Here is a 25,595-nt window from a genome sequence, read left to right as displayed (position 1 = left end):
TCCAATGATGAAGTGCCGACCCTTGAAAACTAAAATATTGCAACTCCTTACTAAGAAATAGATCTTTAAGAAGGATCAGACTACATGTTGATTGGTTCTTTATTAACTTCATAATCAAATTTATTTTCGAAAAATTTTAATCGTAGATTCCCCAGTCATAGATGAAATAATAACCATTGGTTTTCCCGAAGAACTGGTCGCATACGTGTCCTTTTATAACCAATATGGCCTCAACATTGGTTAAGCTCCGTGTAAATCGATCGATCTTCGGACTTGTCTTGTTCAAGTCGATAAATTCCCCTTTGCCACTCAATACCTTTCTCAGTAAATAAAAGTTTACTTTCATTAATTTCTTGATCCAATGGCATCTATATCACGTTGACTCAACGTGATTGCTTCGTTCGGCTGTTCAATTTTCAAGTAAAAAAGTTTCTTCAACAGCGTCATTTGCTCTTCCGTAAATTCATATTCCTCTTCACAAGCCTCAAAAGCTGCAGCAAGATCCATGCATTAAATTTCTAAAAGTTCTCCTCCTTTTACAAGCATTTCATCAAAAGAATGGGAAGAGAAAACCTGGTTCTTATCTTCCCAAATCGCTGTAGTGATCGAAGGAAGAGTCTCCCCATCTACATCATCCAGCAAATACTGAAGCGTTTCCTGCTCAGCGAATCGGATAACTTTTTCAGGAGCCTGGCTTAAAGAGTCTTTTGCACTCCAACTGTCAGATGAAAGTTCGTCATTCCGGAATCCCGCTACAAAGAAGTCTGGATGAAAGGTTATGGTTCCTCTGCTTCCCTGGCTATTATTCATATTATAGTTAAAACCATCCCATGAAATTTCATGAGCAAGGTCCGGGGCATCCGCGACAAAAATAGCATGGGTGATGGACATCAGCATGCAGCCTTGCCATAATTCCTCATAGGACCACCCTTGTTTAGCAATAAGATGTGCAGGCATTGTATTTACTCCTTCTATTTAATTTTCGTAATTGTACATTTTCTTTAACAATACTGAGGAAAAGTATGGAAAACCAGGTATTCTTAGAAAATAAAACCGGGAGTAAAAGTTTATGTACACGAATAAAAAAGAAGAGACTTCCTGCGAAGTCTCTTCCTTACCGATTATCCGGTTATATGGTCTTTGGGAACAAGCTGCAAAGGAAAAAGTGATGAATAGATTAAAAAGTGTAATTCAAAAATGTTAGTGTTAACTTTCACTTCTTTTTTGAAAAATAAAGCATCAATACAGCTATTCATTTAAGTCGAAGTTGTTCCAGTATGTGTGGATCTTTTATTGTTTTGTCATTAGCCAGTAACAAGATTTTAGCTAGAATTTCAGCCGTTTTCGAATCTTCATCCAAAAATGGCAGGAACAGTCTGCCTCTGTGCTGGCTATGGACAGGAATAATATAAATTGAACCCGTCGCCATTTTCTGTACCGATCCGCTGCCCAAATGGACTCCGTACTCCCCCAGCGCACCTTGTATATAAGCAAAATTCTTTTCAATTCTGACATTGTCCGTTTGGGTCAGTCTTAATGATTCACGGATGATTGCTTTTCTCATGTCAATCGTCGTTAAGCTTTCCTGAGGATCGACGCCGCCGACATGCGCAATACTGACTGCCAGATCGACATCCCGCATGGTTTCCGAGAAAAGAATCGGCGGAATGCTTATCAATTTCAATGGTTTGTGTGTTCTGCGGTGGAAGAAAGTTACCTGTTCCAGGGCAGGACTTTCGATATCAGCTGGTGAAAACCAATCTGCCACTGCGTCCACAGTCGCGATGATATTATCCTGGTGGTACACTTTCTGCAGCCCTGTTTCGTAATGAACCGTCCAGGAGCGGCCTCTGAACAGTGCGATGGCTTTTGCAGGCTGTAGCTGATGTCCCGCATAGCGGAAAGATCGATACCCGTCCTGTTTTTCATCTTCATTAAGAAGATAAAGTTCACGGAAAACTTGTTTGAACGGCTGGACGATCTTTTTATCATACAAGTTCCGCTGATAAGCCCCCCACACACCGTATTTCTGGAGGTTCACACAATGGGCTATAGTTGCTTCATCAGTCTCATGTATTCTATATGTGTTTTCATCTTCTTGAACAAGTCCGGTTTCAGTAAGAAAACCGAAGCGATTTCCGATTTGAAATACCAGTTTTTTTACTAGGGGTGCTACGGTTGGGTTTTGCAGCATCTTTTGTAATTCGTTTAATCTGAATGGACTTTGCGAAATCATTGATTTTTCCAGTTCCGCCCGATTTCGAATAAATTGTTCTTTTAATTCACTGTTAATCTCTTTCAGTTTTTTCACATACTCATTCTTTTTGAGTTTGGCCGGTAAAGATGCAAGTTCTTTCTCTTCCTTGAAGATTCGAAGGCGGCTTTTTCCGTTTTCATCAATTGCGATATGGACCCGGTATCCTTCCACTTCAGCCGGAAGGGTGTATGGCTGAATGGCGTCCGCTTTTCTGGCTTCCAAGGACCAGCGCATTCTCGTCATGTCTCCATAGCCCCCTGCTTCCGCTAAGTTCATCAAAGCAATTTCCACCACTTTTGCTTCACTGGCGCGTCTTTGCGCCCCGAAACTCTTGCTTTCCGTTAAAAATTGCTGGATAAAGTCATAGCGTTCCAAAATAATCTCTTTGGAATTTCCGGTGGCCGGCATCAAACTGAATGACAATAAATGCTCTTTGTTGCGTTTTGTCCGTATGCTTTCTTTCAGCTCTTCGGAATCCAAATTCCCCATCGCTGCGTCTGCAAACAATTGAGCTCTTCTGTGAAACGCACCTGTCGAAATATATTTCGCACAGTCATATAGCTGATTAAAACGCTCCCTTCCCAGTTCCTCGTAGGCTTCTTTGAACCACCCAATATCAAAAGCGCCGTCATTAAACTGTTCCGGTGATAGTTTGGAATAATAGGCTATAACAGTTTCTTTTTCAGCAGAAAGGCTTTCGCCTGTATGTGCATGAAAATACCAAATCGCTTTTTTCAGCCCATCCCATCCAAGAAGCTCAGAAATAAGGTCCGTCCATTGAGGGGCGTACATGGCCGCTTCCAGCAGGCGGGTATCTCTTACCGGAAACTCTTTGAACAGAAGCGCAAGCCGTTCTGCGGTGTCATCTTTATGGGGATGACAATTTCGGAGAAGATGGCTTAATACGTCCTTTTTTGCATATTCACTAAAGAATGAGTAAAAATATCCCCTGGCAAATGTTTCGCCGTCCAGTGCTTTCAGAATGGAAACAAAATATTTGATCCCTTCAAAATAATCGATCTCCACTACCAATTTGGAATAGGCTGTCTGAAGGTCGCCTCTTTTTAACTCGATTTCCAGCAGACGTGCGACCAGTTCTTCTTTTAGCGGCGCGAGCGCTTTGAAGTTGGCAGCTGTACTTGGATGTGTCAGGTTATAAAGGTGATGGCGAAACTCTCCTCCGTTGCGCTCCACTAGTTCTTTGAAGCACTCATTTTTGTCAATCAACCCCAGCGAATAGGCTCTGTCGATTTCTTCTGTGCCGAATTGATATTTTCTGAAGTTCTTCGCTGTATAAAGCTGATACTTCATCATAAAATAACGGCTGAATCTTTCATCATCCATTGCCTCTTCTGAAAGCCATTCCAACCAGGGATGAGCCAAATATTCGTACAATCCTTGCTGCTCTTTGCGCAATTCTTCAGGAATCGCTGTAACAAAGGAGTTTAAAATCCGGCTGGTCACATCAAAGAATGCCTGTTTATCCCGGTCTTCAAAAAACGCGGTGAATATTTCAGCCAGCTGTGGTTTATAACGCATCTTTTCAAATACGGCATAGTAATCGGCTAAAGCTGACAGCGGGTAGAGCGATTCAAACAACTCTTTTCTCCATTTGCTGGAAGGTGTTGAACTGGTTGCTTCTATTTGACGAAGTTTTAAAGAATAGCCATAGCTTTTCCGCAGTAAGAAAATCGTTTGCATTTGAAAGAGTTCCAAAGGCGTCACTTTCATTTCCTCAAAAAAGTTAATCCACACCTGCGTTAAAGGAAGAGTGTAGATTCCTTTTTTCTGATTTTCTTCTTCATACTGAGTATCCCGGTTGATTTCTGCGCCGATTAGATAAACTTCGGTCGAACCATACCACTCCAATTCGTAGGACTCATTCCGGTGCTCATGGATCAGTTGATCCAGTCCGAACAATATCTCTTTGAAACGACTTTGTTGAATCGTGATGAAAGAATGCAGCAGGAGAGGCTCAAATTTTTGTAGTTCCTTAAACAGTTGCAATTTTTGATTTGGATCATACAACCCTAAACCTGCCTGAACGGCAGCTTTTTCTTGAATGTTCAACTTATCCAGCAAAATTTGCTCTTTGGCAGTCGGTTGATTGATAGACAGATGCATCTCTTGAAAAAAGGAATAGTGTTCAGGTTTTTTGTTTTTTATAACTGTTAAAATCTCCAGTGCACCAAGTCGCTGCAATTCATTTTTGCATGAAACAAGGCGGTTCAGAGAACCCTTTAACAATGGCTCATCCAATTTCAGCAATAGCTTTATCACAGCTTGGCGGACCGTTCCCGTTTTCAACTTTAAAAGTGCCTCCACCCGCATCACATCACCGGCATCCAGCGTCATTTGATCAACTTTTTTCAAAGCAAGCTCCCGGTTGTGGCTGCTGCGGTCCGATAAGCTTGATAATATAAAGTCTTTAAATACAGGATCCTCAAAATTCCGAATGAAATTTTCCAGTATATTGCCCTTCGTATCCGAACCTAGCAGCGCTCTGTGCTCAAGCAGCGCCTTAAGCTTTTGCGGGTCATGGTCATACGAAATCAAATACAACATTTTCTGTGCGACCAAATCGCTGGAATAATAAATTTCAGCACCATTAAACAGGGTGGAAGCAATGACTCGTTCTTTATGAGGGGCGATTTGAAACATTTCCATTAATAATGAAAATTGACGGGTTCTCTCAGCATCATCTCCGAGCTCAGTTATATATTCCACATCATCTCTGCTCTTTTTGCCATTAGCATGTGCTTTAAAAATGGCTCCATAATCAAAGGTATCGGGATAGTTAGCGATGATCATCGCTTCTATTTCCGGCGTTGAACCCCCTAAATTCGCAGCCGCAACAGCATACTTGACGGAAAGGTTTTCGCTTTCCATGAGCAAATGCAAAGCCGCAACTTTTTGATAAGCTGCCCCGTTTCTCATAGTTTTTTCTACAGCATTTTTCAGGTGCTGTTCATTGTGCACAGCCGTGGCCCATATACTGATATATAATTTATCCGCGTTTTCGCTGGCAAGCCATTCTGTCCTGCATGAACTGTCAGTTAGAGCGTCATGCATATAACGGATAATCTGTTTTAAAACCCTTTTATTCTCTACGTCGAGTTCTATCCCTGTCCATACACTCATGGCTCTCGCTACTGAACTGTACCGGATCAGATCATTTTCAATAATTACTTTCATTAGATGGATGGTGGCATCAAGACACCCTTCATCCATCGTTTCAACAATGCTCTGCCTTAGCCCTTCCTGCAATTTAGCAGCCACTAATAGCTGTCCGAGCATAGCGTACATTTCGTTATTGTGGCTCATCACCATTCCCTTGATCATTTCTCTGGATACAAGGGCAATATTGTTGTCGCCAAATACAGCTTGTTGAATATTTCCCAATACTTCTTCGTTGCCCCTGTCGATTTCATAAGCGATTATATCGCTTGCAATACTGTACTCAGTTTGAAGCATTTTGCCGGCCAGCAAATCTGAGGCATTCAACCCTGAAGAGGCAAATGCATGAAGTTCAAGGCATTTAAAAAGAATTGTATCCAAATACGCTGCCTTTTCTAATGTCCGAAAGGGTCTTCTGTAATAACCGGATGTGTAAGCATAATCTGTAGCATGTTGGATGATGTATGCGAAAACGTCTGAATAATAAGAAGGCAAGAGCTGCTTTGTTAAAAACTCCAGTTTGGTCAGCTTCTCCTCAAAATTTTGCGCATGCTGTTCCAGCTCTCTTTTCAAACGGCGTACGTGGAGATCATAATAATAATCTTCCAACACAGCGGCTCTGGCCAGTTTTTTTCCGAGCGCTTTATCAACTTCGGGCAATCCATCGACCTTTTTAGTGAGCTCTTCTAAATATTGATGATCAACTTTTCGGGTCATCCCGTTTCCCCCTTTGGCTCACCATAGTCTTCCTGCCAGCATAGTCAACCGCATAAAAACCAGGTTGTCGTTCTCGGCAAGTTTGATTGTTTCTTTATATTCCATTAATTCAATATCATTGATAAACACACGATATAGCCCGTCTCTAAAGGCGGATTCTGCTTCTTGTAAGGCCTTTTCCATGTCCGTTTCTTCCTTGCCATACGTATACTGAAATCCAACTTTTCCTGTTGCCAGCTGGTTTTCAGTGTCTTTTGCCGTCAAAAAGCTTATTATATTCCCTTGTTCATGAGAAGCAAGAGCGGCTTTCACGTTTTGTATGATGAGTTCTTCCACAAGCTCCTGCAGCGTAGCAATTGTTTCCGGCAAAGCCACAGGCCGCTGATTTAGATATTTTTTTGAAGAACTTGCACTTTTTACAGTAATGAATATTTTCATGCCAGCACGCCTCCTCGCATTTTTAGTTTTCGATTAATCGGATACATCTATGAAAAATACCATTATCAATCTTCCTATTGATATATGGAATACACGTATCCAATGGAATCGAATTAACAAACGAAATTATTAAAAAACTTAATAAATCTATCTATGTATAATGCCAAAAATGTGTGCAATATCGTTTATGGTCAGTTTCTGGTGTTTATTCACCAAGTCTTCAAACCAGTCCTGCGTGCATTCGCTCATATCTATTTTTCCTTGGTCGTGTCGGTTTCGGGAATGAGCTCGCTGTTCAAATCACCTTAGCCATTCTTGATAATCCTGTTTTCTTAGCGGTCGTACGATTAGTCTTTCTGTTTCTGAAGTAACCTCGAATCTTTCTGCCTCTAAAATCAATTTAACATCTCCTTAATAATCCCTTTTCCTTCAAAATCATTAAGCGCAGGTGACTATCGATCAAGTACCTTCTCATGAGACATTAACCTTTTGTTGAAATGGATCAATTAGCAGATCTTAAAAGAAATATTAAATTCTTGGTACATCAATATTAACAATAATTCCCACCATAAAATAGCTGAAATTATCGCTAACAATAAATCGGGAAATAAGCATATCGAAAAGTATACTTTTTAGAACAAAAAAAGAAGAGGCTCTGATGCAAGCTTCTTCTCCACCAATAACGCAGGAAATGTAAACTAAATTTTCTATAAGCCTCTTTAACGGGATACTCTCTTCTTAACGTCAATTTAATACAATCTTTTAAATCTCCTTGGAGTTTTCTATAAAAGTGTGGACCCCAGTATTCTTCATAAGGAATCACATAGGTCCATTTAAAGCCTTTGCCCACAACATAATCATCGGAGTATTCGCCTGTTGTATGCAACAAATCTTCAGCCCTCATAGCAGACGCGTATTCTACTTATAAAACATAGTAAACATGAAAGAATTAAGGGATAGCAGCTGTAAACCCTTTATTCTTTCATGTCGAAGGAATCGATTGCGCGGATCTCTATTTCCCACCCCAGCTGTTCTGCTAAACCGGCCTGCACAGTCGGATGTAGAGAAGCCACTCGGATTGCTTCTTCAAAACTCGCGTCTCCCATTATGAACGCACTTCCGATGATTTTATCGGTCTGGGTTTCTACATTAGAGCTAACTAAATTCTGCTCCAATTAATAAAAGATATGCCATGCCGAACATTGCAATATTTGATAGAGTTCCAATAAGGACATACCACATTTCTTTAGATCCTAAAGCAAACCCTATCCCTAATAACGAAATTAAAGCAATGATCATTGCATCTATTTCATTGTCTATAGGTAAAAAGAAGAAAATTATACTTGTTATCGCTGCAATTATTGATAAATCCCCTAATATATTCCTTTTGTTTTTCTTCATCATGATTTCCTCCCTACAATATAGGAAATACTTGTTTTCTGTTTATTCCTGTACATCTTGATAGTTTTACTTCATTAACTGCACTTAAGTTACATTCAAACCCTAATCTTTATCTTGAAATTTCCATTTACAATATGTCTAAACTTTCTTCATTTCCTCCAGAGCGTTCTGCAGTTGCTTAAAAACTATTGCTATAATTTACCTGCCATTATAGTCAGCATCATTGCATTCGATTAGTGTTTGTAATTATGAGTTCAACAATCTATTAAACTTTTTATCGTACTGACCTCGTTTTAAGAAATCTGCGCGCCAATAATCATATAAATCTTTTCGGTTCGCTTTTAAATAAGTTTTTAGTATTTTTTTCAAACCAGAATCGTAAGAAAATAAAATATCTTTTCCCAAGCTGTAGCCTTTATCAAAATAAAATGAAGCATTTTCATAGTCTTTAATTTCCTGATATAAATAACCGATTAAGATAAAGCCACTAGCCAATTCTTCTATCACAAACTCTTCTTCATTTAGTTTACTTTTAAAGAACTCTATCGCTCTCAATCTTTTCTTCTTCGGAAATAATCCAAGTGAAGGATAACCTTCATTTACTAAATCTATATATCTTTTTGAAGGATCTTTTAAATTGTTATTGCGTTTCATTTTAATATCTATCTCCTTAATACCTTCTTGTTGATCTTATACCCCTCACTTGTATAGTAAGGCTGTTCCTTTAAATATACGTAGCGACAAAAGAAATAGCTAGTTAATTTTGGAAATAAAACCATTCGTAAAAGTACACTTTTGCAGACAAAAGGGGAAAAGCATTGCTGTTTAGCAGCGCTCTCCCCCTTTGTATGTTGCTATTAAAATAATTACTACTTCTGATAATACCTCATATGTATACTTGTACCTGCACTATGGAATTCAAATAAAATTAACCCTTACTATTTCTTACCTGAATATTGTCGTTAATAACAACAAGATTCATATAGATTCGTCCAAAAATACGACGTAACCTGTACATGAGGTGGTTACGATGTATCGAAATGCAGTCAAAAATAAAAATGTTCTCTATTACTTGGCAGGCGCTGGTATTTCACAGCTGGGAAATGTCCTTGCGGGGCTGGCTTTTCTTTTTATTGCCTATGAATTGACCGAGTCAGCTGGCCTGACAAGCGTGATCGCTATTTCACAGGCAGTACCTTATCTGCTGTTCGGATTAATTGGCGGGGCTGTTGCAGACCGTGTGCAGAAGAAAAGGCTGCTATTGTGGATCGACCTTATTCGAGTTCCTATAATTCTCTCACTGGTTGTCTTCTATCAATTCGACATGTTAGCTTTCTGGCATTTACTGATTGTCAGTTTCGTGATTCAGAGCCTGGGCTGTTTTTATAATCCGGCATACCGGGCCGTTTTGCCGCTCGTTACCCCAGCTGATGACCGGACGACGGTCAATAGTTTGCTGGACACGGTGACAAGAGGTGTTCAGGTACTCACCCCTATTTTCAGTATCGATCTGTTGAATGCCGGACAAACCATCCATTTTTATTCGATTGATGCGCTGACGTATGCTTTAAGTGCGCTTTTCATCTTGAAAATCTATTGGGTTGAACCGCTGAACGAGGAGCATGCAGCAGAAAAGAAAAGAGACGGAATTTTCCAGTCGATTGTGGCATTCTTCGTGGTGGTAAAAGACGAAGGAACCATAAAAAATTTGTTTATGGTGACGTTTCTGATGGTCTTTTTCAACACCTGGGTCTGGCAAGTCGGTTTGCTCTTGCTTCTCCTGCAACACTATCCGAGCCAAGGTGAAGAATTTTACAGTCTCTTGTTGGGTTGGTACGGCATCGGAGTTATCCTGATCAATGTGCTCATACCGTTTTTCTGGAAAAAGCTGACGATCTCCCTTTATTTAGCCGGCTCTCTTGTATGGGGAATGGGAATCCTAGTATTGGGGTTCGCCACCCACCTTCCCCTTTACTTTCTAGGGGTGCTGATCGCGGCAGTCGGTTTGCCAATCTCCAGTCTTTCTCGTGTCTACTTGATTCAGACATTGGTTCCAGCTCAAAAGCTGGGCCGGGCATTCAGTTCCAATGCGGTCTTTCTCTACGGCTCAAATGCTATTTCCCTCATGCTGTTTGGCGCACTTGCTTCTTTCATCGAGATCAGCGCCATCTTTCTCTTCTGTGGCAGCATGATGGTCCTTTGCGCTGTCTTTTACTTAATTCGAATAACGCTCACGGAAAAAGCTCGGCGGAAATCCGTAGAGGCGTTTAAATAATTGGTTGCAAACCGAAACGGAAGAAAAGCCGCAGCTATGGACGATATCCGTTATGGTTCGCTTTGTATGCAAAAGCAGTTCCTGGCTTCGTACCAATCGATAGAGCTGAAGCCAAGAATACGGGGAAACACCGATCTTTTCTTTAAACAGATGGGCAAATTGAAATTTGCTGATTCCCAGCAGTGCCGCCATTTCTTCCAAGGTCCAAGCATGTTGATAATCGTCTTTTAACGCTGCCACCACTTGAATAAGTGCAGGTTGAACCGCGCGAAATGGGTCCGTATTCAAGTCGGAAGTATGTGTACCAATAGCGGACTTGACCAACAACAGGCTGAGTTGGGCAAAGCTGTGCTCCAAGAATACTTCAGAAGACGGGCTTCCAGCTTCACCTTCCAGCAGCATGTATTGTTGCACAAAATGGACCCATTGTTCCACGAGTGGATGTTTTTGCGTGGTTTGTGCAAAGAAAAGGTCTCCCTGAATATTTGCAATGGCAGCCGTTGCTTCGTTGAGGAATGCGGCGTCTAGTTCCACCAAAAACTTATGATCGTCTACGGCAAGCTGCCGATGCTCGTCATGGGGATTGAACACCATGAACTCCTTTTCCATTAGCGAAAATTCGTTTCGGTTGCTTTGGTAGTTCATGAAACCTTTCAATGAAAACAGGAATTTATAGCAGGGGTCGTTCCGCCAAAGACCTTCCGATTTCTTTTGGTCGGTGGATAACAACAAACAATTAGACGCTTCCACTAGAGTAGTCATGCGTTACACCCTTTCTAGCAATTTAATAAGAAATTCAAGTTAGATACAAAAACTCCATTTCACTTAGCAAAGGAATGATTGAAATGAAACATGCACTTGCAATAGGCGGCACAGGAATGCTGGCTACCGTCTCCACCTGGTTATCGGAAAACGGCTACCACGTTTCGGTGATTGGTCGGAATCCCGAGAAGATGCAGCGGCTCCTGGACCAAAACCCAGCACAGTTGACTCCAGTATTGGTTGACTACACGAATACGAATGAATTAGCGGAACAACTACATCATGTCCAGCAACAGAATGGCCCCATCCAGTTGGTGGTTGCTTGGATCCATTCCAACGGAACACAAGTGATTCCTTGTTTAACGGAATCCCTCCAACGGCTTCAATCATGGGACCTGTTTCACGTTAATAGCAGCAGTTCAAAACTGGAGGACATCAAAGCCAATACGACAGTTCCTCCACATGTTGATTATCATCAAATCCTGCTAGGGTTCAAGATTGAAAGTGGCTTGTCTCGCTGGTTGACCCATGACGAGATTTCTAATGGGGTGATAGAAGCCATCCAGGAAAACAAATCTAAAAATACTATTGGAACGATTACCCCTTGGGAGAAACGGCCATAGGACTGACGATATTATCAATTCTGCTACCTTATCTTTACTTAATACTACTATACGCTTAAATCCCACTAAATCATTTCATCCATAGGTCTGGTTTTTTTATCGACGTGTTTTCCCTCTTTAAGAAGAGTTTACCGATACAATCATTCAGCTCTTTCTTAAAAGTATACTTTTATAGACAAAAGAGGAGGACGGACGCTGATCAGCACCCATCTTCCTCTTTATGTTTTGCTATTGAAATTATACTTACTTCCGCTAACCTCATGATATGTAAACTTGTTTATTTACTATTAGAAGATGCTCATGCTCTTTTTTTCTTTTTGTCCTTACGTCTTTATTTGGATTCTTCTATTTTAATTTAGGAAGAATCTCTCAATGCTAACATATAGCATAAAGGCAGCTGCTAGCATAATAAAATAAGCGAATGCTTTTTTCTCTTTTCGAAGCTCTCTGATCCCCATTACTAAGACCATCAGCCCCATCGAGAGGAGCATCAAATTTTGGTATTCAAAGTTCTCAGTATGGAGTCCAAAGATGGCAAACCCGAATGTAAGTGCCGAAAACAAGAGCTGTAAGATCGTTAACAAGAAACCCATCCTTCCTGATGCCCTTTTTTCACTTTCAACCTAATTGTTTAGTTCTTATCTTTTGCATTCAAACGAATAGCTCGCAAGAAGAGCACTATGTATTTCCAAGCTGGTGTTTCCTCCATTTTCTGCACACTGCAGGCTCAACGAATTAATTTCTCTGGTATTAAAATAACTGGAAGTAATGACTAAAAAAGAAGTCACCAATATAATCCCCATAACCGTCAACCAACCAGTTTTAGCGTTTAGTTTAAACAAAATTATTTCCTCCTTATCCTTGGTTCTTTTTAATTCCAAATATTCTCTCCAATATCTTACCACTAAATCCCTATTTTACCCATATATTACTTTGAAATACCATACGGATATAAAATCGTTTGTAAAAGTACAATTAGATGAAGAAAAAAGGATAGAAGCTGATTTTATCAGTTTCTATCCTTCCTATAATTTCTCATATGTGAGCCTGAGTCCTACTAAAATCCAAACTTCAAACCTTATAGAATAGACTTTTGAATGGATCATTTTTTCTACTAAAATCAGTTTCGTTAATATCAGTTTCGTTAATTTTTTAGAGAAGTTAATGGAATGGGGGTTTTGAATGTAACTTACTTACCAATAAGTTTCATTCAGAACCTTATTATATAGAATTAATTTTAAGTAAAAATAGTCCTTCGTTTATTTGAGTTCCCCTGCAAACCAAACTTCACTTTCATAGTAACCATCCTCATCATCTTCAATTACTTTATAACCTGCGATAGCTACATCGTCCGGAATGGCTAATCCCCATTCAGTTTGAATGTTTCTGTTAGCCGAAAGAGGAATCCATTTGTAGTAGTCGCTATCTCTGTTAAAGAATTCGTTAAAATAATCTTCCCCTTTGAAGATGATGATTTGTGAATTCCATAAACCAGGCAAGTCAATTAAGACAACTACACGATATTTCTCGTCATCATGTGGCTGTAGTTCTTTCAGATACTCTGAACGATCCAATAGCGTTTGAATGCACAGCCGTTGGACCTTCCGAGGAGTTTTATCGGAACTGATAAAACCTTGCGCAAGCGGTAAGCGCATATGCCAGTAACCATTGTAAAATTCTGTTGGAAACACCATCGTATTTTCTTCAATCCGGTTGACCATATCCTCCGTTTTCCGTTTGATTCCTCGAATTTTTTTCTCACGCATCTTTAATTTCTCCCCACTTTAAGTATCATGCTTAGTCATGTGCTAGAATTCATACGAACCAAATTTCTTAGAATTGAATGCAACTAGATTCACATTAAGTTACATTCGTTTTGAATAAATTAAAATAACCTGAGTCGATTTGACAGCGCTGTTCCTTTTCCATTGAGTCCAAGCCGGTCTAGCAATGAACTGGGAAGGACACAGGTCATATAGGGCTTGTTTTGCATAAGCTCTATCGTAATTTCTTCTTGATTGGTCTCCCCAGAAATTTCCTCGCCGATCATCGCAAAATCGAAAGGAGATTTGTGGTAGATGCTCTCTGCTAACCGTACATACACGTCATTGATTTTCTCTAACCAGGGATTCAGCTTGGTTGTGAGAGGATAGCGGCAAGGAAACACCTTATCAAATGCAGCCTGTGGAATTGAAATATCTAACCAGTCCGACTCGCCGTTTACCCTGATGATTGTAATCAGACAAGGCAACTCCTCTTTAGTGGAATTGTGAAGAGATAGGCTGCCGTAAAATGACTTCACACTTTCTTCTTCGATCGTTATCGGCAGGGAAATCGAATGCTTTTGGAAGTCCTTTTTCTCTTCCCAGAACCCGTTGAAGTAACGACTTTCCTCCAAAGCAACAAGTGCTTCATTTACCCTTTTATCGTCCCCATATGGGTGGTATTCGATTGATAGTTCGTAAAATCCATCCATCCAATGATCGGGATTATTGTAGAAATCATAATTCATTTGTCTTCCCCTTCATTTCAATAAACTTTTATATAATTTAGTATCTCAATTTTAAAATTGATTTCTGCTAGTGTGAATGTACCTTAACTGCACTTAAGTTACATTCAGATCCCCTAAATCAGCGCCTTTTATTTGTTCCAGAACCTGTCTCTAGTGGACTGCCGATAATTCCACATGTGTAAATAAAATTCTTTTAAATATCATCTATATCCTTACAATAATCTACTACAAAGTACGTGTTTGAGCATTCTCAGTTATATGAAAATGAATACCAAATGATTCCGCTCCATCGATATGTCTTTGAACATCTGATAGATCAAGTAATTCCTTTATTTGAATAGATTCTTTTTGATTAGCTTCTATCGTAATACGATACGGACCAGCTAAATTCATAAGTGATTCCATTTGAACATCGTCTTCCATGAAAAACGAATCTATAAATTCTAATTCAAATGACACCGCCTCATTACTTCGATTATGTAATACCAGATTACATTCGCCACTCATTTTTTGGTCCATTAACTCAAAATTGCATTGACCATTATTATCATATGAGATGGCTGCAATGCCACTTGCTAAGGTTTCTTGATATATCGTGATTAAAAGATTCGGTAGAAATGTATACACTAGGACAACTGCGAGTATTGTTCTAACTTGATATTTCTTCATGCCGATGAAAAGTAGTATTAAAGCGACTATAAACAGGACAGACCCTATTATCCCAAGTGAAACATATCCTTCTTGATCCTGAATTGGAAATGACATAAATGTGGTGCGAGTCTCTAGCATTACATTATTCGGAAAAGGAAAGAATAAATACATGCATATACATAAAATAACAAATGAACTAAAGAGTGCTAATTTATTTTTCACCATGCCATCCCTGTTCTCCATATTTTCTCCCCTTACTAATGTTTACGATATGTAACTCGTTTCTTAACTCCATCGAGTACTTACATTTATTTTTCACTTCTTGTTTTCTACACTTCAGTAATTATTTATTAAGCCAACATCTTTTTTAACGCGCCTAAAACACAAAAATCCATTCTTTATTGTAGATATTGTAAAATTTGTTAATTTGATTATACCTTGTAAATTCCTCCATACAATAGAGAAAATTAATTCTATCCCTCTCTCAAAACCATTCCTAAAAGTAAACTTATTCAAACTAAAAGAAGAGAAAAGCTCAACTGGCTTCTTCCCTTCTGATAAATCGTGATATGTAAACCCCTAAATACTTTGTAATTCAGGCTTTAAAACTTTATAGTGCAGCCATTTGAATGTAACTTAATTAACATTAAGTTACATTCATTTTCATACTCTTTACTTTACCCAATAGGTCAATCAAAAAAGTTATCGAAATAGGTCTTTCTCCTGCAGCTTACTAAAAACAGGTTGGTTGAAGTTCACAGCAAGTATTATATCGCCTTTTTTTGCGCATTTATAAAAGAAATTGTGAAAACAACAATAGCTAGTGCAAAGAAAAAAACGCTTATAAACATTGGTATGTATGTAAATCCATTCATCATGCTTTCAGATGTTGTCCAAAATCCAGCACCCGAAGGTCTCGAAACAATAATAGCAAGTGATTCTCCGTTGACGCCTACTATTAAAGCTAAAACCCCTAAGCAAAAGAAAACTACAAATAATTTAAATGAATTTAAAAAGCTGTTTTTCACATAAATTTCTCCCTTCTTATTTGTCCTTAATGACTTTTTGAGTGTCACTCAACTGCCTGCATTCTGCATTCAAAAAATAATATTTTCTCCATTCCTATTATTTTATTTTAATTCGTATAAATAGAATAGATACTCTTACGTTAAATATACATAAAGCTTAAAATAATAGCTAGATAATTCTGGAAATTAAACCGTTCGTAAAAGTACTAAAACACTTTACGAACGTTCACTTCATTTAAGGACTTTTACGAACAAAATTGTTTATATTTCTACTCAATATAAACTCAGATAGAAGAAACTCAAAAGTAAATGAAACGAAAAGAGGAAAAATCCAAGGCATTTCAACTTTCACGACAATGAGCAACCGGTGCTCTCCCCGCAGTTTCTTTCGGCTTCGCACCCTTCGTTAATCTTCCAGCGGCTCAATTTATTAAACACGTCCTGGCAAACCAGCCCCGAATACCAGGCAGTTTTGTTTATCCTCACGAGTGATGATGAACTCTATGCAAAGATGGGTCCGATCGAGGAGCAGTAACGAGAAATTAGCCAGTATTTCAAAAGGAAAAAACTGACAATGTTAATTTACATCACTCTACAATAAAATATCGCTCTTGATTTTATTCTTTGAAACAAATTCTTTTAATATCCAATACGGTCGGGAAAGCATACTCCAGCACAATAATATAAAGTACATTACTTGCCTGACAAATTAGGGAACGCAGCTCCTTCCTCAAAGCTAAAAGAATTATGAAGCTATTGCCGTGCTTAACAATCCGCATGCAAAAACTTGTCCTTGATAGATTCCAACAGATATTCCGGCAACAAATCCATTAAGCAAAAAAGGAGCAGTCTTCTCATTAGAAGAAGTCTGCTCCTTTTTGCTAAACTTTATAAACGAAAAAACATCTGCCTTAGGCTTCTTTGCAAGAAGAAAAAGGCAGGCGTTTTTCAAATCTTAATTGTAATACAGGTTCTCAGATGGATATACCGGATCATTGGTGATGTCGATTCCAAGCTTCTTAAAGGTCTGTTCGTTTTCCCTATTCAATATAACCGTGGAATGTGCTTGTGTATCTCTTAAATTTGGAAGTTGCTTATAAGCCAGCTCAGAAGTAGGGTTGGTGACCGCGCTGATTGCCAGTGCAATCAGCACTTCATTGGCGCTTAATGTCGGAACTCGGCTGTTCAAATCATCGGTTTTCAACCGTTGAATCGTCTGCAGAATCATTGGTGACAACAAATTAATTTCCTCCGCAATATTGGTCAATTTCTTCAACCCATTCAGAATCGCTGCTGCTGAAGCATCCATCAAAGTTGTCGTTCGACCGGTAATCATCTCACCATTTGGCAGTTCTATCGCAATTACGGCTTGTAAATTCGTGCTGCCAATTTGCTCTTGGACTGCTTCCGCATAATTACGGGCTGGCAATACAGGTGGCCGATCCTCTTTCTTTAAGTCAGTCTCTTCCAGAATCACTTGCATGTGGCGTATACTATCTTCATCAGCAAGCCCTTTTTTATAGTCGTTCTCTACGCTGAAACTGCGACGAATGATTTCCTGCTTGGCAGCTTCCTGCACGACCATATCGTCGGTGATGCCCGATTTCAGACGATTAACCCCCATATCAGTCGGCGAGCTGTAAACAGACTCTTTACCAGTAATCCGTTCAATAATCCGTTTGATGACAGGAAACGTCTCAATATCACGATTGTAATTGATCGCGACTTTCCCGTATGCTTCATAGTGATAATTGTCAATCATATTTACATCTTTCAAATCGACGGTAGCCGCTTCATAAGCGATGTTTACCGGGTGCTTTAACGGCAAGTTCCAAACCGGAAAAGTCTCAAACTTGGCATAGCCGACTTCATTCCCCAGTTTGTTCTCATGGTACATTTGGTTAAGGCAGGTGGCAAGCTTTCCGCTGCCCGGGCCAGGTGCCGTTACTACCACGATTGGCTTTGTCGTTTTGATATAGGGATTCGTCGCAAACCCCTCTTCCCCAAGGACCGCGTCCACATTTGTCGGATAACCTTCGATTTCGTGGTGAATACAGACGCTAATTCCGCTTCTCTCAAGCTTTGTCATAAATACTTTGACTGTTGGTTGTCCCTGATAACGAGTGATTAAGACACTGTTGACAGAAATGCCATATGCCCGATATTCATCGATCAAGCGCAAGACATCTTGATCATAAGTGATGCCGTAATCTTCACGGACTTTGTTTCGTTCGATGTCTCCAGCGTACACACAAATGATGATTTCCGCATTTTCTTTCAGTGTATGCAATAGTTTGATTTTGGCATCTTCATCAAATCCAGGCAAGACACGCTTGGCGTGTTTGTCACCTATTAATTTTCCGCCAAATTCCAAGTAAAGTTTATCATACTGCTGTACCCGTTCTAAGATGTAGGCAGATTGTTCCTGCAAATATTTCTCCGAATCAAATCCAATTTTTTTCATTTATTTTCCGTCCCGCCTTCTATACTTCAAACTTTCTCTTAAACCGATAGATAAAAACGCTTTAAGAAAAACTACCAACTAAAATGCATCTTTTATCATTATAAAGCTTTGAAAAAAAAAGACAAATGGAAACCTGGCCCAATCATTTCAATGATTGGGTTGTTCTTGTATGTGCAGTGACCATATCATAAATATATTCAACCAAAATAACAGAATCTAGACCCGTGTTTAAGACATTCAAACGACAAAACCTGATGTACTTTGGATAGGTTTTAATAACTAAGATAATTTGATGTATCGACGTAAGAAAACAGTAGAATTCGATTTAATAACTGTATATCTTTAGTATTTGTACAAAACATGCATAAGCTAGAGTTTATTTAATATTATCAGCCTCGTTTAGTTTTGTTACGGTTCTCCTTCATGTTATACCGATTACGTTCTAAAAAGCACACCTATAGAGACAAAAGGGAAAAAGCAGTGCCGCCAGCACTGCTCTTTCTCTTTTTATATTTTGCTATTAGAATTACTGCTACTTCTGGTAATCCTTCAAATGTTAACTATTTCTTTCTCTTTTCTGATTGGCATTCCCTTTCAAGACCATACAGGTACTCGTTGAATGGGCGACCAGGCTCCCTTTTTCATCGTAGATGTGGCATTCCAGCAATCCGATTGTGCCGCCTTTTTTGATTATTCTCCCTTCAGCCCGCAGTTTTGATTTGAAAACCGGTTTAAGGAAATTCAATTTAAGTTCGACCGTTGTAAACAATTCGTCATCGGCAAGCGTACTGACGAAAGTATAGCCCATCGCGGCATCCGCTATATCCCCTAGGATTCCGCCATGCAGCGTGCCCATCGGATTATGTAATCGCTCAGAAGCTTCCAGTTCGATGACCACCCTGCCTTCTTCCACTTCTACCACTTCAAAGCCCAACACTTGTGCTATCGGGGCACCGGGCAATTCACCTGTCATCATTTTCTTTAATCGTTCTAAGTGGCTCATGCTCCACAACTCCCTTTTCGATTCTATGCATTAAGAAACAGTTTTACATGTTCGGCAAACAACTGCGGATATTGGAACAGGTGTCCATGCCCGGAATCCGGGTAAATGATCAGCTGGGCATCCGGCAATTGCTGTGCAAGAATGTAACTGTTCTCCGTAGGAACCATGATATCGACCACGCCGTTCGTCACCAGTACTGGCTGCTTGATTTGATGAAGCCGATCGTAGGATTGGTTATGCACCCGGTCACTCCACTGTTCCAGCGCTTTTGATTGGGCGTTTAACACCTGCTTTGAACTGTTCATTTTTTTCTGTTCCATGATCCGTTTCAGAGAAGCGGTTCCGGCTGCGCGACTGCTTTCGGTCGGGTGATAAAAAAGGAACAGGAAATTTTCGAAGGCTTTTTCTTTGTCATCGGTGCTCGCTGCCATCAATACATCGTGCCGTGTTTTAAGGTTAACGCCGGATTGTGGGGCGGTACCCGAAAGGATTAAACGGCGAACCAAATCCGGCTGCTGCAAAGCCACTTCCTGCGCAACCATTCCGCCAATGGAAAAGCCCAGAACATCGACTTGCGGTAAGCCCAGTGCTGTGATGAAGGATATTGCGTCTTTGGCCATTTCGGCTATCGTAGACGGTGTTTCCCCACTGGATTCCCCGACGCCTGTATTATCAAACAGGATAATCGGTCTGTCCGCAGCCAGCGATCCGATCAGCTCAGGGTCCCAGTTTTCCATCGTTCCGCGGAAATGGATAAAAAATACCAAGGGAATTCCTGTTTCCTGCCCGAACTTTCGATAGGCAAACCGGATTCCTTCAGCTTCGATATAACTTGATTGGGTTGGAATTTTAACTATTGACATGGTTTTCTCTCCTTTTGAATGTATCGTTCGAGTAGTCGTTACTTTATCGCTAAGATAATTTTTCCTTTAGCTCTTCCTGACTCTGAATATTCCATCGCCTTCTGCGCTTCCTTGAATGAAAAAACACGGTCAATCACCGGTTTAATTTTTCCGGATTCGATTAATTCAGTGATAATTTTTAATTGTTCTCCGCTTGATCTCATGAACAAATACGTATACCGGACATCATGCTTCTTTTCAAGTCCAGTAATTTTTTTACTTACTGCATAGAGCAGCATCGTTTTCAAAAAACCTAATTCCCGTTCCTTGGCAAAACGGCCATTCGGCAAACCTGCAACGGATACAAGCTCTCCTCCGTTTTTTAACACAGAAAAAGATTTTTCCAAATTCTCGCCGCCAAGTGTATCAAATGCAGCATCATAATTTTTTAGGATATTTTCAAATTTATCTGCTTTGTAATTAATGATTTTGTCTGCACCAAAAGACTTCACTAAATCCGCCCCCGCTTCACTCGCCGTGGTTGCCACGTAAGCACCCATTACTTTCGCCAATTGAAGCGCAAAGGTTCCCACACCTCCAGCCCCAGCATGAATCAATATTTTCTGGCCTTTTTGCAAGTGAAGGATATCGTGCAAGGCCTGGTAGGACGTCAAGCCAACCAATGGAATCGAAGCTGCTTCCACAAAGCTCAAATTTACAGGTTTTAACGCGATATCGTCTTCATGAACGGAAATATACTCAGCAAAGGTACCAATCTTTTTCTCATGCGGCCGTCCATATATTTCATCACCTACCTTGAAACGGGTCACTTTTGCCCCAACCTGTGCCACAACACCGGAAAAGTCATTCCCCAGGACAAGAGGCATTTTATAGTCAAGCAATAATTTCACTTCTCCGTTGCGGATCTTTGAATCCAGCGGATTTACACTTGCTGCCCGTATTTCTGCAAGCACTTCGTATTCGCCAACTTCAGGTAACGGTATTTCCATCAAACGCAGCGCTGCCTTTCCATACTTATCAATAACCATCGCTTTCATTTCTGTACCTCGACTTCCCTAAGTATTATTTCCAAATTAAAGAACGACCGTTCTCGAATGAACAAAAAAAGAAAGCTTAATCCAAGACGGATAGTGTCGTGTCGATGATGCTTTCTAATTTTTCTCGATTCTCAGTCGTTTTCGTCAATACGCGCAATCCCACTAATGAATTATGGAGAAACATGGAGGTTTTTGCAGCATCCAGGGATTCGGATATTTCTCCCGACTCCTGGCCACTCATCAAAAGTTCATACAGCAGATGTTCCGTCTTGGAAAAGCTGTCTACCACCTTTTCCGCCACTTCTTCGTCATGCAAGGATAATTCAACGGCAGAATTCACGGTCAAACAACCTTTTGGACTTTGTCCGCCGCGAAGGATTGTGATCTCAAACAAACGTCTGATGGACTGTTTTACTGAATCCGACGGTTTGATTTGCGAAGTCATGCTGTTTCCTACCATCTGTTCATAGCGTTCCAATGATTTCAGGTATAACGTGTGCTTGTCTCCAAACGTATCATAGATGCTTCTGCGATGGATGCCCATATGTTCGACCAAGTCTTGCATGGAGGTCTTTTCATAACCCTGCATCCAAAAAAGTTCCATCGCTTTATGCAATACTTCATGTTCATCATATTCTCTGTTTCTCGCCATGCGATTTCTCCTCTTCATTCATAAGATTCGAGAACGATCATTCTAATTTCTTTAAAATGGTTCCTCGCCCTATACATGCTACATTATCATTTTGAGAACGATTAGTAAAGAATTAGAATTGCTGCCTAATTGGTTCGTCATTTTGAAATTCAAAACCACTAAAATTTGTTTCTCCTCAACGTGCCTATCACTCAATAGAATTTGAAAGGGATGCTCTGACGGACAAAAAAGAAGAAGCACATGCTTGAGCTTCTCTTCCCATAATCTGATGATATGTAACTCTAGTTCATTTTAGATGAACTCTTACAAAGCTTGGAAAGCAATACTTGATATAATAATGGTTACGCAGTCAGTTTTTTTAGGCCAAGCCGTTTCAATGCTCGTCAAGAAAGTACTTAAATGCCTTTCCGCTAATAATCGGAAAGGCATTTCTTTATTATTCAGTTTTGTTCCAGTCCTTTAATACCAAGATAATAATGAAAAGGCTGTAAATAAGCAAAAACCATGAATTTTGCCGGTTCCGGATAGTATCGCCAACTAAACGGAGAATTCGACTACCAAATGCTTCAGCTTGCCATGCGTTTTGCGCTTCCCTTGTCACTCCACCGTCACTTCCGCAGCAAGAGAATACGAAAAGTCAGCGGGCAGATCGAACGGCATCACACGCACCAAATCTCCCTCCTTCAATTCTTCATACGCCTCCACTTTTCCCTTGAAAACCGTGGCATCCGTCAAATGCACTTCCTCGACAGATGAATCGCCCCAAAAGCCAGTTGATACCCTTTCCACAGTAAAACTTGCTTCCGCTTTTTCAGTCACGACGCCCTCAATGATTCCTAAAAAGAATGAACTTGACTGGATCAGCAAGGCAACCGCAACGAGCAAGACAAACATTTCGCTCAACATGAAAAGGGACTGCTTCGGGTGCTTGGAAGCTTTCCACTCAAAGTACGCCTCCACTGCATAAGTCAGAATGATAAATACAATGAGATAGACGAGCATATAAACAATTGAATTCTCTTCGGCAATGACATAAAACAACGTTGCCATCCCTGCAATCAACAGGATCCCCCGCACAAACCAGTCCACTTTCAAGTGAGTCTCATTCACATAATTATTCGAAAAGAACTTCTTCTTCCGCGGCTCGACCTTCAGCCACTTCTTGAGAGCGAATTTGATGATGGCGTTCACTGCGTACACGATGAATAGGAACAGTAATAGCTTAAACCACATATTGCGGACCTCCCTTCACTTACTTTTGCTGAATAATCAAAAGAACTCCTTAGGTTAAAATAGAATGGGAGTACTTCCTTGTTTTTTCACTGGATAGAAGCAGGAATACACCTTCGCTACCTATCATATTACCTTACTATTTGCAGAAAATTCAAAATATTATTTTTTGTTGTTTTTCATCGTATCTAGCTCTCCCTTCAAACGGTTATAAAAACATCAATTCATATGAATATCCGCTACTTTAAAAACCTGCAACAAACCTCCTGAGAATATGACCGTTCGTTAAAGTACACTTCTCCAAGCAAAAAGGGAAGAAACCTTAATTGGGTTCCTTCACTTCTGATAACTTTATGATATGTAAACTTAGATTCTTTCAAAAACACGATTTTATAACCATAAAGAATAGCCTTTTGAATGGATCATTTTTTCTAGCAAATCCATTCTTAGCTCTCGCTCTTCGAAGATTACTGAAATAAAGGTTTTAAATGTAACTTACTTTGGATTAAGTTACATTCGATTAAAAGATATTCTCAAGTGGCAGCTTCACTAAATCTATAATTTATGGATAACTTCAAACCGTTCACATACTAGAAGCATGGTTTTGGAATAGAGTAAATCATGTACTTTTAGTTCACTTTTAAAAAATTGTTCATGAGCATTCCACCAAAAGGTATAATCGCCTTCGCCTTCTGCTAAAGCAAATTCAACTGGAACCTCATTCATCGGTAAGATCGATACCTCTGTCACTCTAATAATTGCAACGGGTAACTCCTTCGAATTTAATACAATGTTGTATTGACCTATCTGTGGTAACGGTTCATTCTCCAATTCGTACAATATGTGAGCCGAACATGTGGCTGTTTTTTTCCCTTCCACTACTAAGCTAGCTAACCAATCCGCATCAGCGCCGAATTGAAATGCTTCTACTTCTTTTGTTTGGATTTGACCTTGAATTGCCCAATAATCGTTCCAAAATTTCCATGCTTGTTCATTCATTTTAAAAAACCTCAATTCTTAAATGATTTTATAATTTAATGTCATTGATAACAAAGTAAGGGAATGTAACATAAATAGTATTATGTTACATTCAAAAACAAAAAATCATTCAGTTTAAAAGCCTTCATAAATTGTTATTTTCCACGGCAGCCACATTAAGTCTTCTTCGGCTCCTACCAGGTCCTTGAGCACATCATTCGTGTAACGAGCAAGTTCTTCGGCCTTCTGCCGTTCCGGAAACAAACCGTATTTATTGATTGAAAGGTTTGGATCAAGTGCCAGAAAATATTTGAAAAAATGATTACCCAAGAAAGAGAGAAACCGGCCGCCCAACTCGTATCCTGCAATGTCGTATCCTGCGAATATTCCGCCACTGCTGGGAGGTTGCTTTTTCTTCAAGCAGTAGACAACTCCTTCCCCTTCACCAATTTCATCATTGATAGGATCCCGCCAGTCATGAAAGTCCGGAAGATGCTTCTTGTCAAGACTGATGCCGATCAGACCCACCAAAGGATCCTGGGGTCTTGCTTCACGATAGCCTTCCAGTGCTTCTTCCTGCGCACCAAATACCATGGATACCAAGACCTTATCCAGCACCGATGCGGATAAGATGGGGGTTTGCTTATTAAGCTTTCCACCTGCCCAAATGTCAAAAATGTTTGGGAAAACACCACCCACTTCCTCATCCATCGAAATCAGCCTTTCGACATGGAATCCGCCATCTTCTAATTGGGTGAGGTAAAAGAATTGATTGGCGCTTGTTGCAGAAAGAAGAAAATAGCCACCACTGTATTCCATCCGTTGCACCTCCATCTTTGGTCTTCCGTTTTGCAACCAAATAGATTGCTGAAGTGAATGTAACTTAATTCACATTGAGTTACACTCAAAACTTGTGGAATTTCTATTGCAAAATCCGAAACCTTACTGGGTACCAATAAGTCTAGTCTTCTGTAGAGCTTTAGCATTTTTCCGGAAAATTTGAAGGGAGATCATTAAATGAACTATTTCTTGAAGTTGAATGTAGTTAGTATGCTGTATGCTTTCATCGTGTTTATCCCCTTTGAATTGATGGTGAATGTTTATCGAATCAGCAGACTCACCAGCTGGGATATTGGTACAGTGAACGCTTTAACGAATGTAACTCTGATTGCTACATTTATAGGAGGATCCATACTGATCTATTTCGTTACCAAAAAGTGGTTGAACAATAGAAAAGTAAACTTTATAACCGCGCTATTCTGGCTGCCTTATTTTGTTCTTTTCGTTTTAATATTCGCATCTTTATTCCCACTGACTTATAGCGGTGATGATCCAAATCCTGTTACTGGTCTTTTAGCAATAGGCGGAACGATAGGGTATCCGTTTTACATCCTTCTCCTCAATTCTATTGCGAGGGGAAGAAATGAAGAAATTGCTAATTAGAACTTCTCTATTGGGATAAATCAAACTAACCGAATGTAACTCAACTCCCACTTCCCTTTGATTCGATTCAATCCACTGCACATC

26 protein-coding genes are annotated in these 25,595 nt (G+C 39.9%); 3 read left to right on the top strand and 23 right to left on the bottom strand.

Annotated elements, in window-relative coordinates:
- Window positions 1–136 precede the first annotated feature (136 nt).
- The 8 genes from QWY22_RS09075 to QWY22_RS09040 all read right to left on the bottom strand — a co-directional run bounded on the left by QWY22_RS09075 (window position 137) and on the right by QWY22_RS09040 (window position 8,644).
- Window positions 137–346 (bottom strand): hypothetical protein, encoded by a 210-nt coding sequence (locus QWY22_RS09075; RefSeq protein WP_300984101.1) that lies wholly within the window; start codon window positions 344–346, stop codon window positions 137–139.
- The gene (locus QWY22_RS09070; protein WP_300984100.1) at window positions 346–507 is read right to left on the bottom strand and encodes a hypothetical protein; all 162 of its coding nucleotides are present in this window, start codon (window positions 505–507) and stop codon (window positions 346–348) included. Before QWY22_RS09070 ends, QWY22_RS09075 begins: the two co-directional genes overlap by 1 nt.
- 3 nt (window positions 508–510) lie before the next feature.
- Window positions 511–957, bottom strand: a complete 447-nt coding sequence (locus QWY22_RS09065; RefSeq protein WP_300984099.1) for a hypothetical protein — start codon at window positions 955–957, stop codon at window positions 511–513.
- A gap of 295 nt (window positions 958–1,252) precedes the next feature.
- The gene (locus QWY22_RS09060; RefSeq protein ID WP_300984098.1) at window positions 1,253–6,151 is read right to left on the bottom strand and encodes a DUF4132 domain-containing protein; all 4,899 of its coding nucleotides are present in this window, start codon (window positions 6,149–6,151) and stop codon (window positions 1,253–1,255) included.
- An 18-nt stretch (window positions 6,152–6,169) separates the two neighbouring features.
- Window positions 6,170–6,589 (bottom strand): hypothetical protein, encoded by a 420-nt coding sequence (locus QWY22_RS09055; RefSeq protein WP_300984096.1) that lies wholly within the window; start codon window positions 6,587–6,589, stop codon window positions 6,170–6,172.
- 974 nt (window positions 6,590–7,563) lie between these two features.
- Window positions 7,564–7,695: a hypothetical protein gene (locus tag QWY22_RS09050; RefSeq protein ID WP_300984095.1), complete on the bottom strand. Its 132-nt coding sequence runs from the start codon at window positions 7,693–7,695 to the stop codon at window positions 7,564–7,566.
- Between the two features lie 49 nt (window positions 7,696–7,744).
- Window positions 7,745–7,990 carry a hypothetical protein gene (locus QWY22_RS09045; protein WP_300984094.1) on the bottom strand — a complete coding sequence of 82 codons (246 nt, stop codon included), beginning with the start codon at window positions 7,988–7,990 and terminating at the stop codon, window positions 7,745–7,747.
- A 246-nt stretch (window positions 7,991–8,236) separates the two neighbouring features.
- The gene (locus tag QWY22_RS09040) at window positions 8,237–8,644 is read right to left on the bottom strand and encodes a hypothetical protein (protein WP_300984093.1); all 408 of its coding nucleotides are present in this window, start codon (window positions 8,642–8,644) and stop codon (window positions 8,237–8,239) included.
- A gap of 376 nt (window positions 8,645–9,020) precedes the next feature.
- Between QWY22_RS09040 and QWY22_RS09035 the strand changes: the two genes are divergently transcribed.
- Complete coding sequence (locus tag QWY22_RS09035) at window positions 9,021–10,265, top strand: MFS transporter (RefSeq protein WP_300984092.1); 1,245 nt, start codon at window positions 9,021–9,023, stop codon at window positions 10,263–10,265.
- Here the strand turns inward: QWY22_RS09035 and QWY22_RS09030 are convergent.
- The gene (locus tag QWY22_RS09030; protein ID WP_300984091.1) at window positions 10,206–11,027 is read right to left on the bottom strand and encodes a helix-turn-helix domain-containing protein; all 822 of its coding nucleotides are present in this window, start codon (window positions 11,025–11,027) and stop codon (window positions 10,206–10,208) included. The two genes, QWY22_RS09035 and QWY22_RS09030, sit on opposite strands and share 60 nt — an antisense overlap.
- 83 nt (window positions 11,028–11,110) lie before the next feature.
- Here QWY22_RS09030 and QWY22_RS09025 point away from each other — a divergent pair, with 83 nt between their 5' ends.
- The gene (locus tag QWY22_RS09025) at window positions 11,111–11,650 is read left to right on the top strand and encodes a Rossmann-fold NAD(P)-binding domain-containing protein (protein WP_300984090.1); all 540 of its coding nucleotides are present in this window, start codon (window positions 11,111–11,113) and stop codon (window positions 11,648–11,650) included.
- Window positions 11,651–12,000: 350 nt separating this feature from the next.
- On the opposite strand, the gene QWY22_RS19580 is transcribed toward QWY22_RS09025, so the two are convergent.
- The 14 genes from QWY22_RS19580 to QWY22_RS08960 form a co-directional block, all read right to left on the bottom strand.
- The gene (locus tag QWY22_RS19580; RefSeq protein WP_367281305.1) at window positions 12,001–12,129 is read right to left on the bottom strand and encodes a DUF3953 domain-containing protein; all 129 of its coding nucleotides are present in this window, start codon (window positions 12,127–12,129) and stop codon (window positions 12,001–12,003) included.
- 159 nt (window positions 12,130–12,288) lie between these two features.
- A complete protein-coding gene (locus tag QWY22_RS09020; RefSeq protein ID WP_300984089.1) occupies window positions 12,289–12,492 on the bottom strand; it encodes a hypothetical protein in 204 nt (67 codons plus the stop codon).
- 417 nt (window positions 12,493–12,909) lie between these two features.
- Window positions 12,910–13,416: a DUF3916 domain-containing protein gene (locus QWY22_RS09015; protein WP_300984088.1), complete on the bottom strand. Its 507-nt coding sequence runs from the start codon at window positions 13,414–13,416 to the stop codon at window positions 12,910–12,912.
- A gap of 119 nt (window positions 13,417–13,535) precedes the next feature.
- A complete protein-coding gene (locus tag QWY22_RS09010; protein WP_300984087.1) occupies window positions 13,536–14,162 on the bottom strand; it encodes a hypothetical protein in 627 nt (208 codons plus the stop codon).
- Between the two features lie 225 nt (window positions 14,163–14,387).
- On the bottom strand, window positions 14,388–15,056 hold the full coding sequence (locus QWY22_RS09005) for a hypothetical protein (RefSeq protein ID WP_300984086.1): 669 nt from the start codon (window positions 15,054–15,056) through the stop codon (window positions 14,388–14,390).
- A 524-nt stretch (window positions 15,057–15,580) separates the two neighbouring features.
- Window positions 15,581–15,841 carry a hypothetical protein gene (locus tag QWY22_RS09000; protein ID WP_300984085.1) on the bottom strand — a complete coding sequence of 87 codons (261 nt, stop codon included), beginning with the start codon at window positions 15,839–15,841 and terminating at the stop codon, window positions 15,581–15,583.
- 955 nt (window positions 15,842–16,796) lie between these two features.
- Window positions 16,797–18,305, bottom strand: a complete 1,509-nt coding sequence (locus QWY22_RS08995) for a DUF1846 domain-containing protein (protein WP_300984084.1) — start codon at window positions 18,303–18,305, stop codon at window positions 16,797–16,799.
- A gap of 556 nt (window positions 18,306–18,861) precedes the next feature.
- The gene (locus QWY22_RS08990; protein ID WP_300984082.1) at window positions 18,862–19,308 is read right to left on the bottom strand and encodes a PaaI family thioesterase; all 447 of its coding nucleotides are present in this window, start codon (window positions 19,306–19,308) and stop codon (window positions 18,862–18,864) included.
- 23 nt (window positions 19,309–19,331) lie between these two features.
- Complete coding sequence (locus tag QWY22_RS08985; protein ID WP_300984081.1) at window positions 19,332–20,171, bottom strand: alpha/beta fold hydrolase; 840 nt, start codon at window positions 20,169–20,171, stop codon at window positions 19,332–19,334.
- A gap of 38 nt (window positions 20,172–20,209) precedes the next feature.
- The gene (locus QWY22_RS08980) at window positions 20,210–21,208 is read right to left on the bottom strand and encodes an NADP-dependent oxidoreductase (protein ID WP_300984079.1); all 999 of its coding nucleotides are present in this window, start codon (window positions 21,206–21,208) and stop codon (window positions 20,210–20,212) included.
- A gap of 76 nt (window positions 21,209–21,284) precedes the next feature.
- The gene (locus QWY22_RS08975; RefSeq protein WP_300984077.1) at window positions 21,285–21,860 is read right to left on the bottom strand and encodes a TetR/AcrR family transcriptional regulator; all 576 of its coding nucleotides are present in this window, start codon (window positions 21,858–21,860) and stop codon (window positions 21,285–21,287) included.
- Between the two features lie 597 nt (window positions 21,861–22,457).
- Window positions 22,458–23,093, bottom strand: coding sequence for a DUF4181 domain-containing protein (locus tag QWY22_RS08970; protein WP_300984076.1), 636 nt, complete (start codon window positions 23,091–23,093; stop codon window positions 22,458–22,460).
- 552 nt (window positions 23,094–23,645) lie between these two features.
- Window positions 23,646–24,089, bottom strand: coding sequence for an ASCH domain-containing protein (locus QWY22_RS08965; RefSeq protein WP_300984075.1), 444 nt, complete (start codon window positions 24,087–24,089; stop codon window positions 23,646–23,648).
- A 114-nt stretch (window positions 24,090–24,203) separates the two neighbouring features.
- The gene (locus QWY22_RS08960; RefSeq protein ID WP_300984074.1) at window positions 24,204–24,887 is read right to left on the bottom strand and encodes a hypothetical protein; all 684 of its coding nucleotides are present in this window, start codon (window positions 24,885–24,887) and stop codon (window positions 24,204–24,206) included.
- Window positions 24,888–25,085: 198 nt separating this feature from the next.
- Here QWY22_RS08960 and QWY22_RS08955 point away from each other — a divergent pair, with 198 nt between their 5' ends.
- Window positions 25,086–25,511, top strand: a complete 426-nt coding sequence (locus QWY22_RS08955; protein WP_300984072.1) for a hypothetical protein — start codon at window positions 25,086–25,088, stop codon at window positions 25,509–25,511.
- Window positions 25,512–25,595: the final 84 nt, after the last annotated feature.

The organism is Planococcus liqunii (assembly GCF_030413595.1).
Taxonomy (GTDB): domain Bacteria; phylum Bacillota; class Bacilli; order Bacillales_A; family Planococcaceae; genus Planococcus; species Planococcus liqunii.
Note: the sequence above shows the minus strand (reverse complement) of the source record. Positions and strands in the feature narration are given on the sequence as shown.

Bases quoted from the DNA above. Each gene is read 5' to 3' on its own strand.
- QWY22_RS09075 (WP_300984101.1), bottom strand. From the start codon at position 346: ATGAAAGTAAACTTTTATTTACTGAGAAAGGTATTGAGTGGCAAAGGG.
- QWY22_RS09070 (WP_300984100.1), bottom strand. From the start codon at position 507: ATGGATCTTGCTGCAGCTTTTGAGGCTTGTGAAGAGGAATATGAATTT.
- QWY22_RS09065 (WP_300984099.1), bottom strand. From the start codon at position 957: ATGCCTGCACATCTTATTGCTAAACAAGGGTGGTCCTATGAGGAATTA.
- QWY22_RS09060 (WP_300984098.1), bottom strand. From the start codon at position 6,151: ATGACCCGAAAAGTTGATCATCAATATTTAGAAGAGCTCACTAAAAAG.
- QWY22_RS09055 (WP_300984096.1), bottom strand. From the start codon at position 6,589: ATGAAAATATTCATTACTGTAAAAAGTGCAAGTTCTTCAAAAAAATAT.
- QWY22_RS09050 (WP_300984095.1), bottom strand. From the start codon at position 7,695: ATGGGAGACGCGAGTTTTGAAGAAGCAATCCGAGTGGCTTCTCTACAT.
- QWY22_RS09045 (WP_300984094.1), bottom strand. From the start codon at position 7,990: ATGAAGAAAAACAAAAGGAATATATTAGGGGATTTATCAATAATTGCA.
- QWY22_RS09040 (WP_300984093.1), bottom strand. From the start codon at position 8,644: ATGAAACGCAATAACAATTTAAAAGATCCTTCAAAAAGATATATAGAT.
- QWY22_RS09035 (WP_300984092.1), top strand. From the start codon at position 9,021: ATGTATCGAAATGCAGTCAAAAATAAAAATGTTCTCTATTACTTGGCA.
- QWY22_RS09030 (WP_300984091.1), bottom strand. From the start codon at position 11,027: ATGACTACTCTAGTGGAAGCGTCTAATTGTTTGTTGTTATCCACCGAC.
- QWY22_RS09025 (WP_300984090.1), top strand. From the start codon at position 11,111: ATGAAACATGCACTTGCAATAGGCGGCACAGGAATGCTGGCTACCGTC.
- QWY22_RS19580 (WP_367281305.1), bottom strand. From the start codon at position 12,129: ATGGGGCTGATGGTCTTAGTAATGGGGATCAGAGAGCTTCGAAAAGAG.
- QWY22_RS09015 (WP_300984088.1), bottom strand. From the start codon at position 13,416: ATGCGTGAGAAAAAAATTCGAGGAATCAAACGGAAAACGGAGGATATG.
- QWY22_RS09010 (WP_300984087.1), bottom strand. From the start codon at position 14,162: ATGAATTATGATTTCTACAATAATCCCGATCATTGGATGGATGGATTT.
- QWY22_RS09005 (WP_300984086.1), bottom strand. From the start codon at position 15,056: ATGGAGAACAGGGATGGCATGGTGAAAAATAAATTAGCACTCTTTAGT.
- QWY22_RS08995 (WP_300984084.1), bottom strand. From the start codon at position 18,305: ATGAAAAAAATTGGATTTGATTCGGAGAAATATTTGCAGGAACAATCT.
- QWY22_RS08990 (WP_300984082.1), bottom strand. From the start codon at position 19,308: ATGAGCCACTTAGAACGATTAAAGAAAATGATGACAGGTGAATTGCCC.
- QWY22_RS08985 (WP_300984081.1), bottom strand. From the start codon at position 20,171: ATGTCAATAGTTAAAATTCCAACCCAATCAAGTTATATCGAAGCTGAA.
- QWY22_RS08980 (WP_300984079.1), bottom strand. From the start codon at position 21,208: ATGAAAGCGATGGTTATTGATAAGTATGGAAAGGCAGCGCTGCGTTTG.
- QWY22_RS08975 (WP_300984077.1), bottom strand. From the start codon at position 21,860: ATGGCGAGAAACAGAGAATATGATGAACATGAAGTATTGCATAAAGCG.
- QWY22_RS08970 (WP_300984076.1), bottom strand. From the start codon at position 23,093: ATGTGGTTTAAGCTATTACTGTTCCTATTCATCGTGTACGCAGTGAAC.
- QWY22_RS08965 (WP_300984075.1), bottom strand. From the start codon at position 24,089: ATGAATGAACAAGCATGGAAATTTTGGAACGATTATTGGGCAATTCAA.
- QWY22_RS08960 (WP_300984074.1), bottom strand. From the start codon at position 24,887: ATGGAATACAGTGGTGGCTATTTTCTTCTTTCTGCAACAAGCGCCAAT.
- QWY22_RS08955 (WP_300984072.1), top strand. From the start codon at position 25,086: ATGAACTATTTCTTGAAGTTGAATGTAGTTAGTATGCTGTATGCTTTC.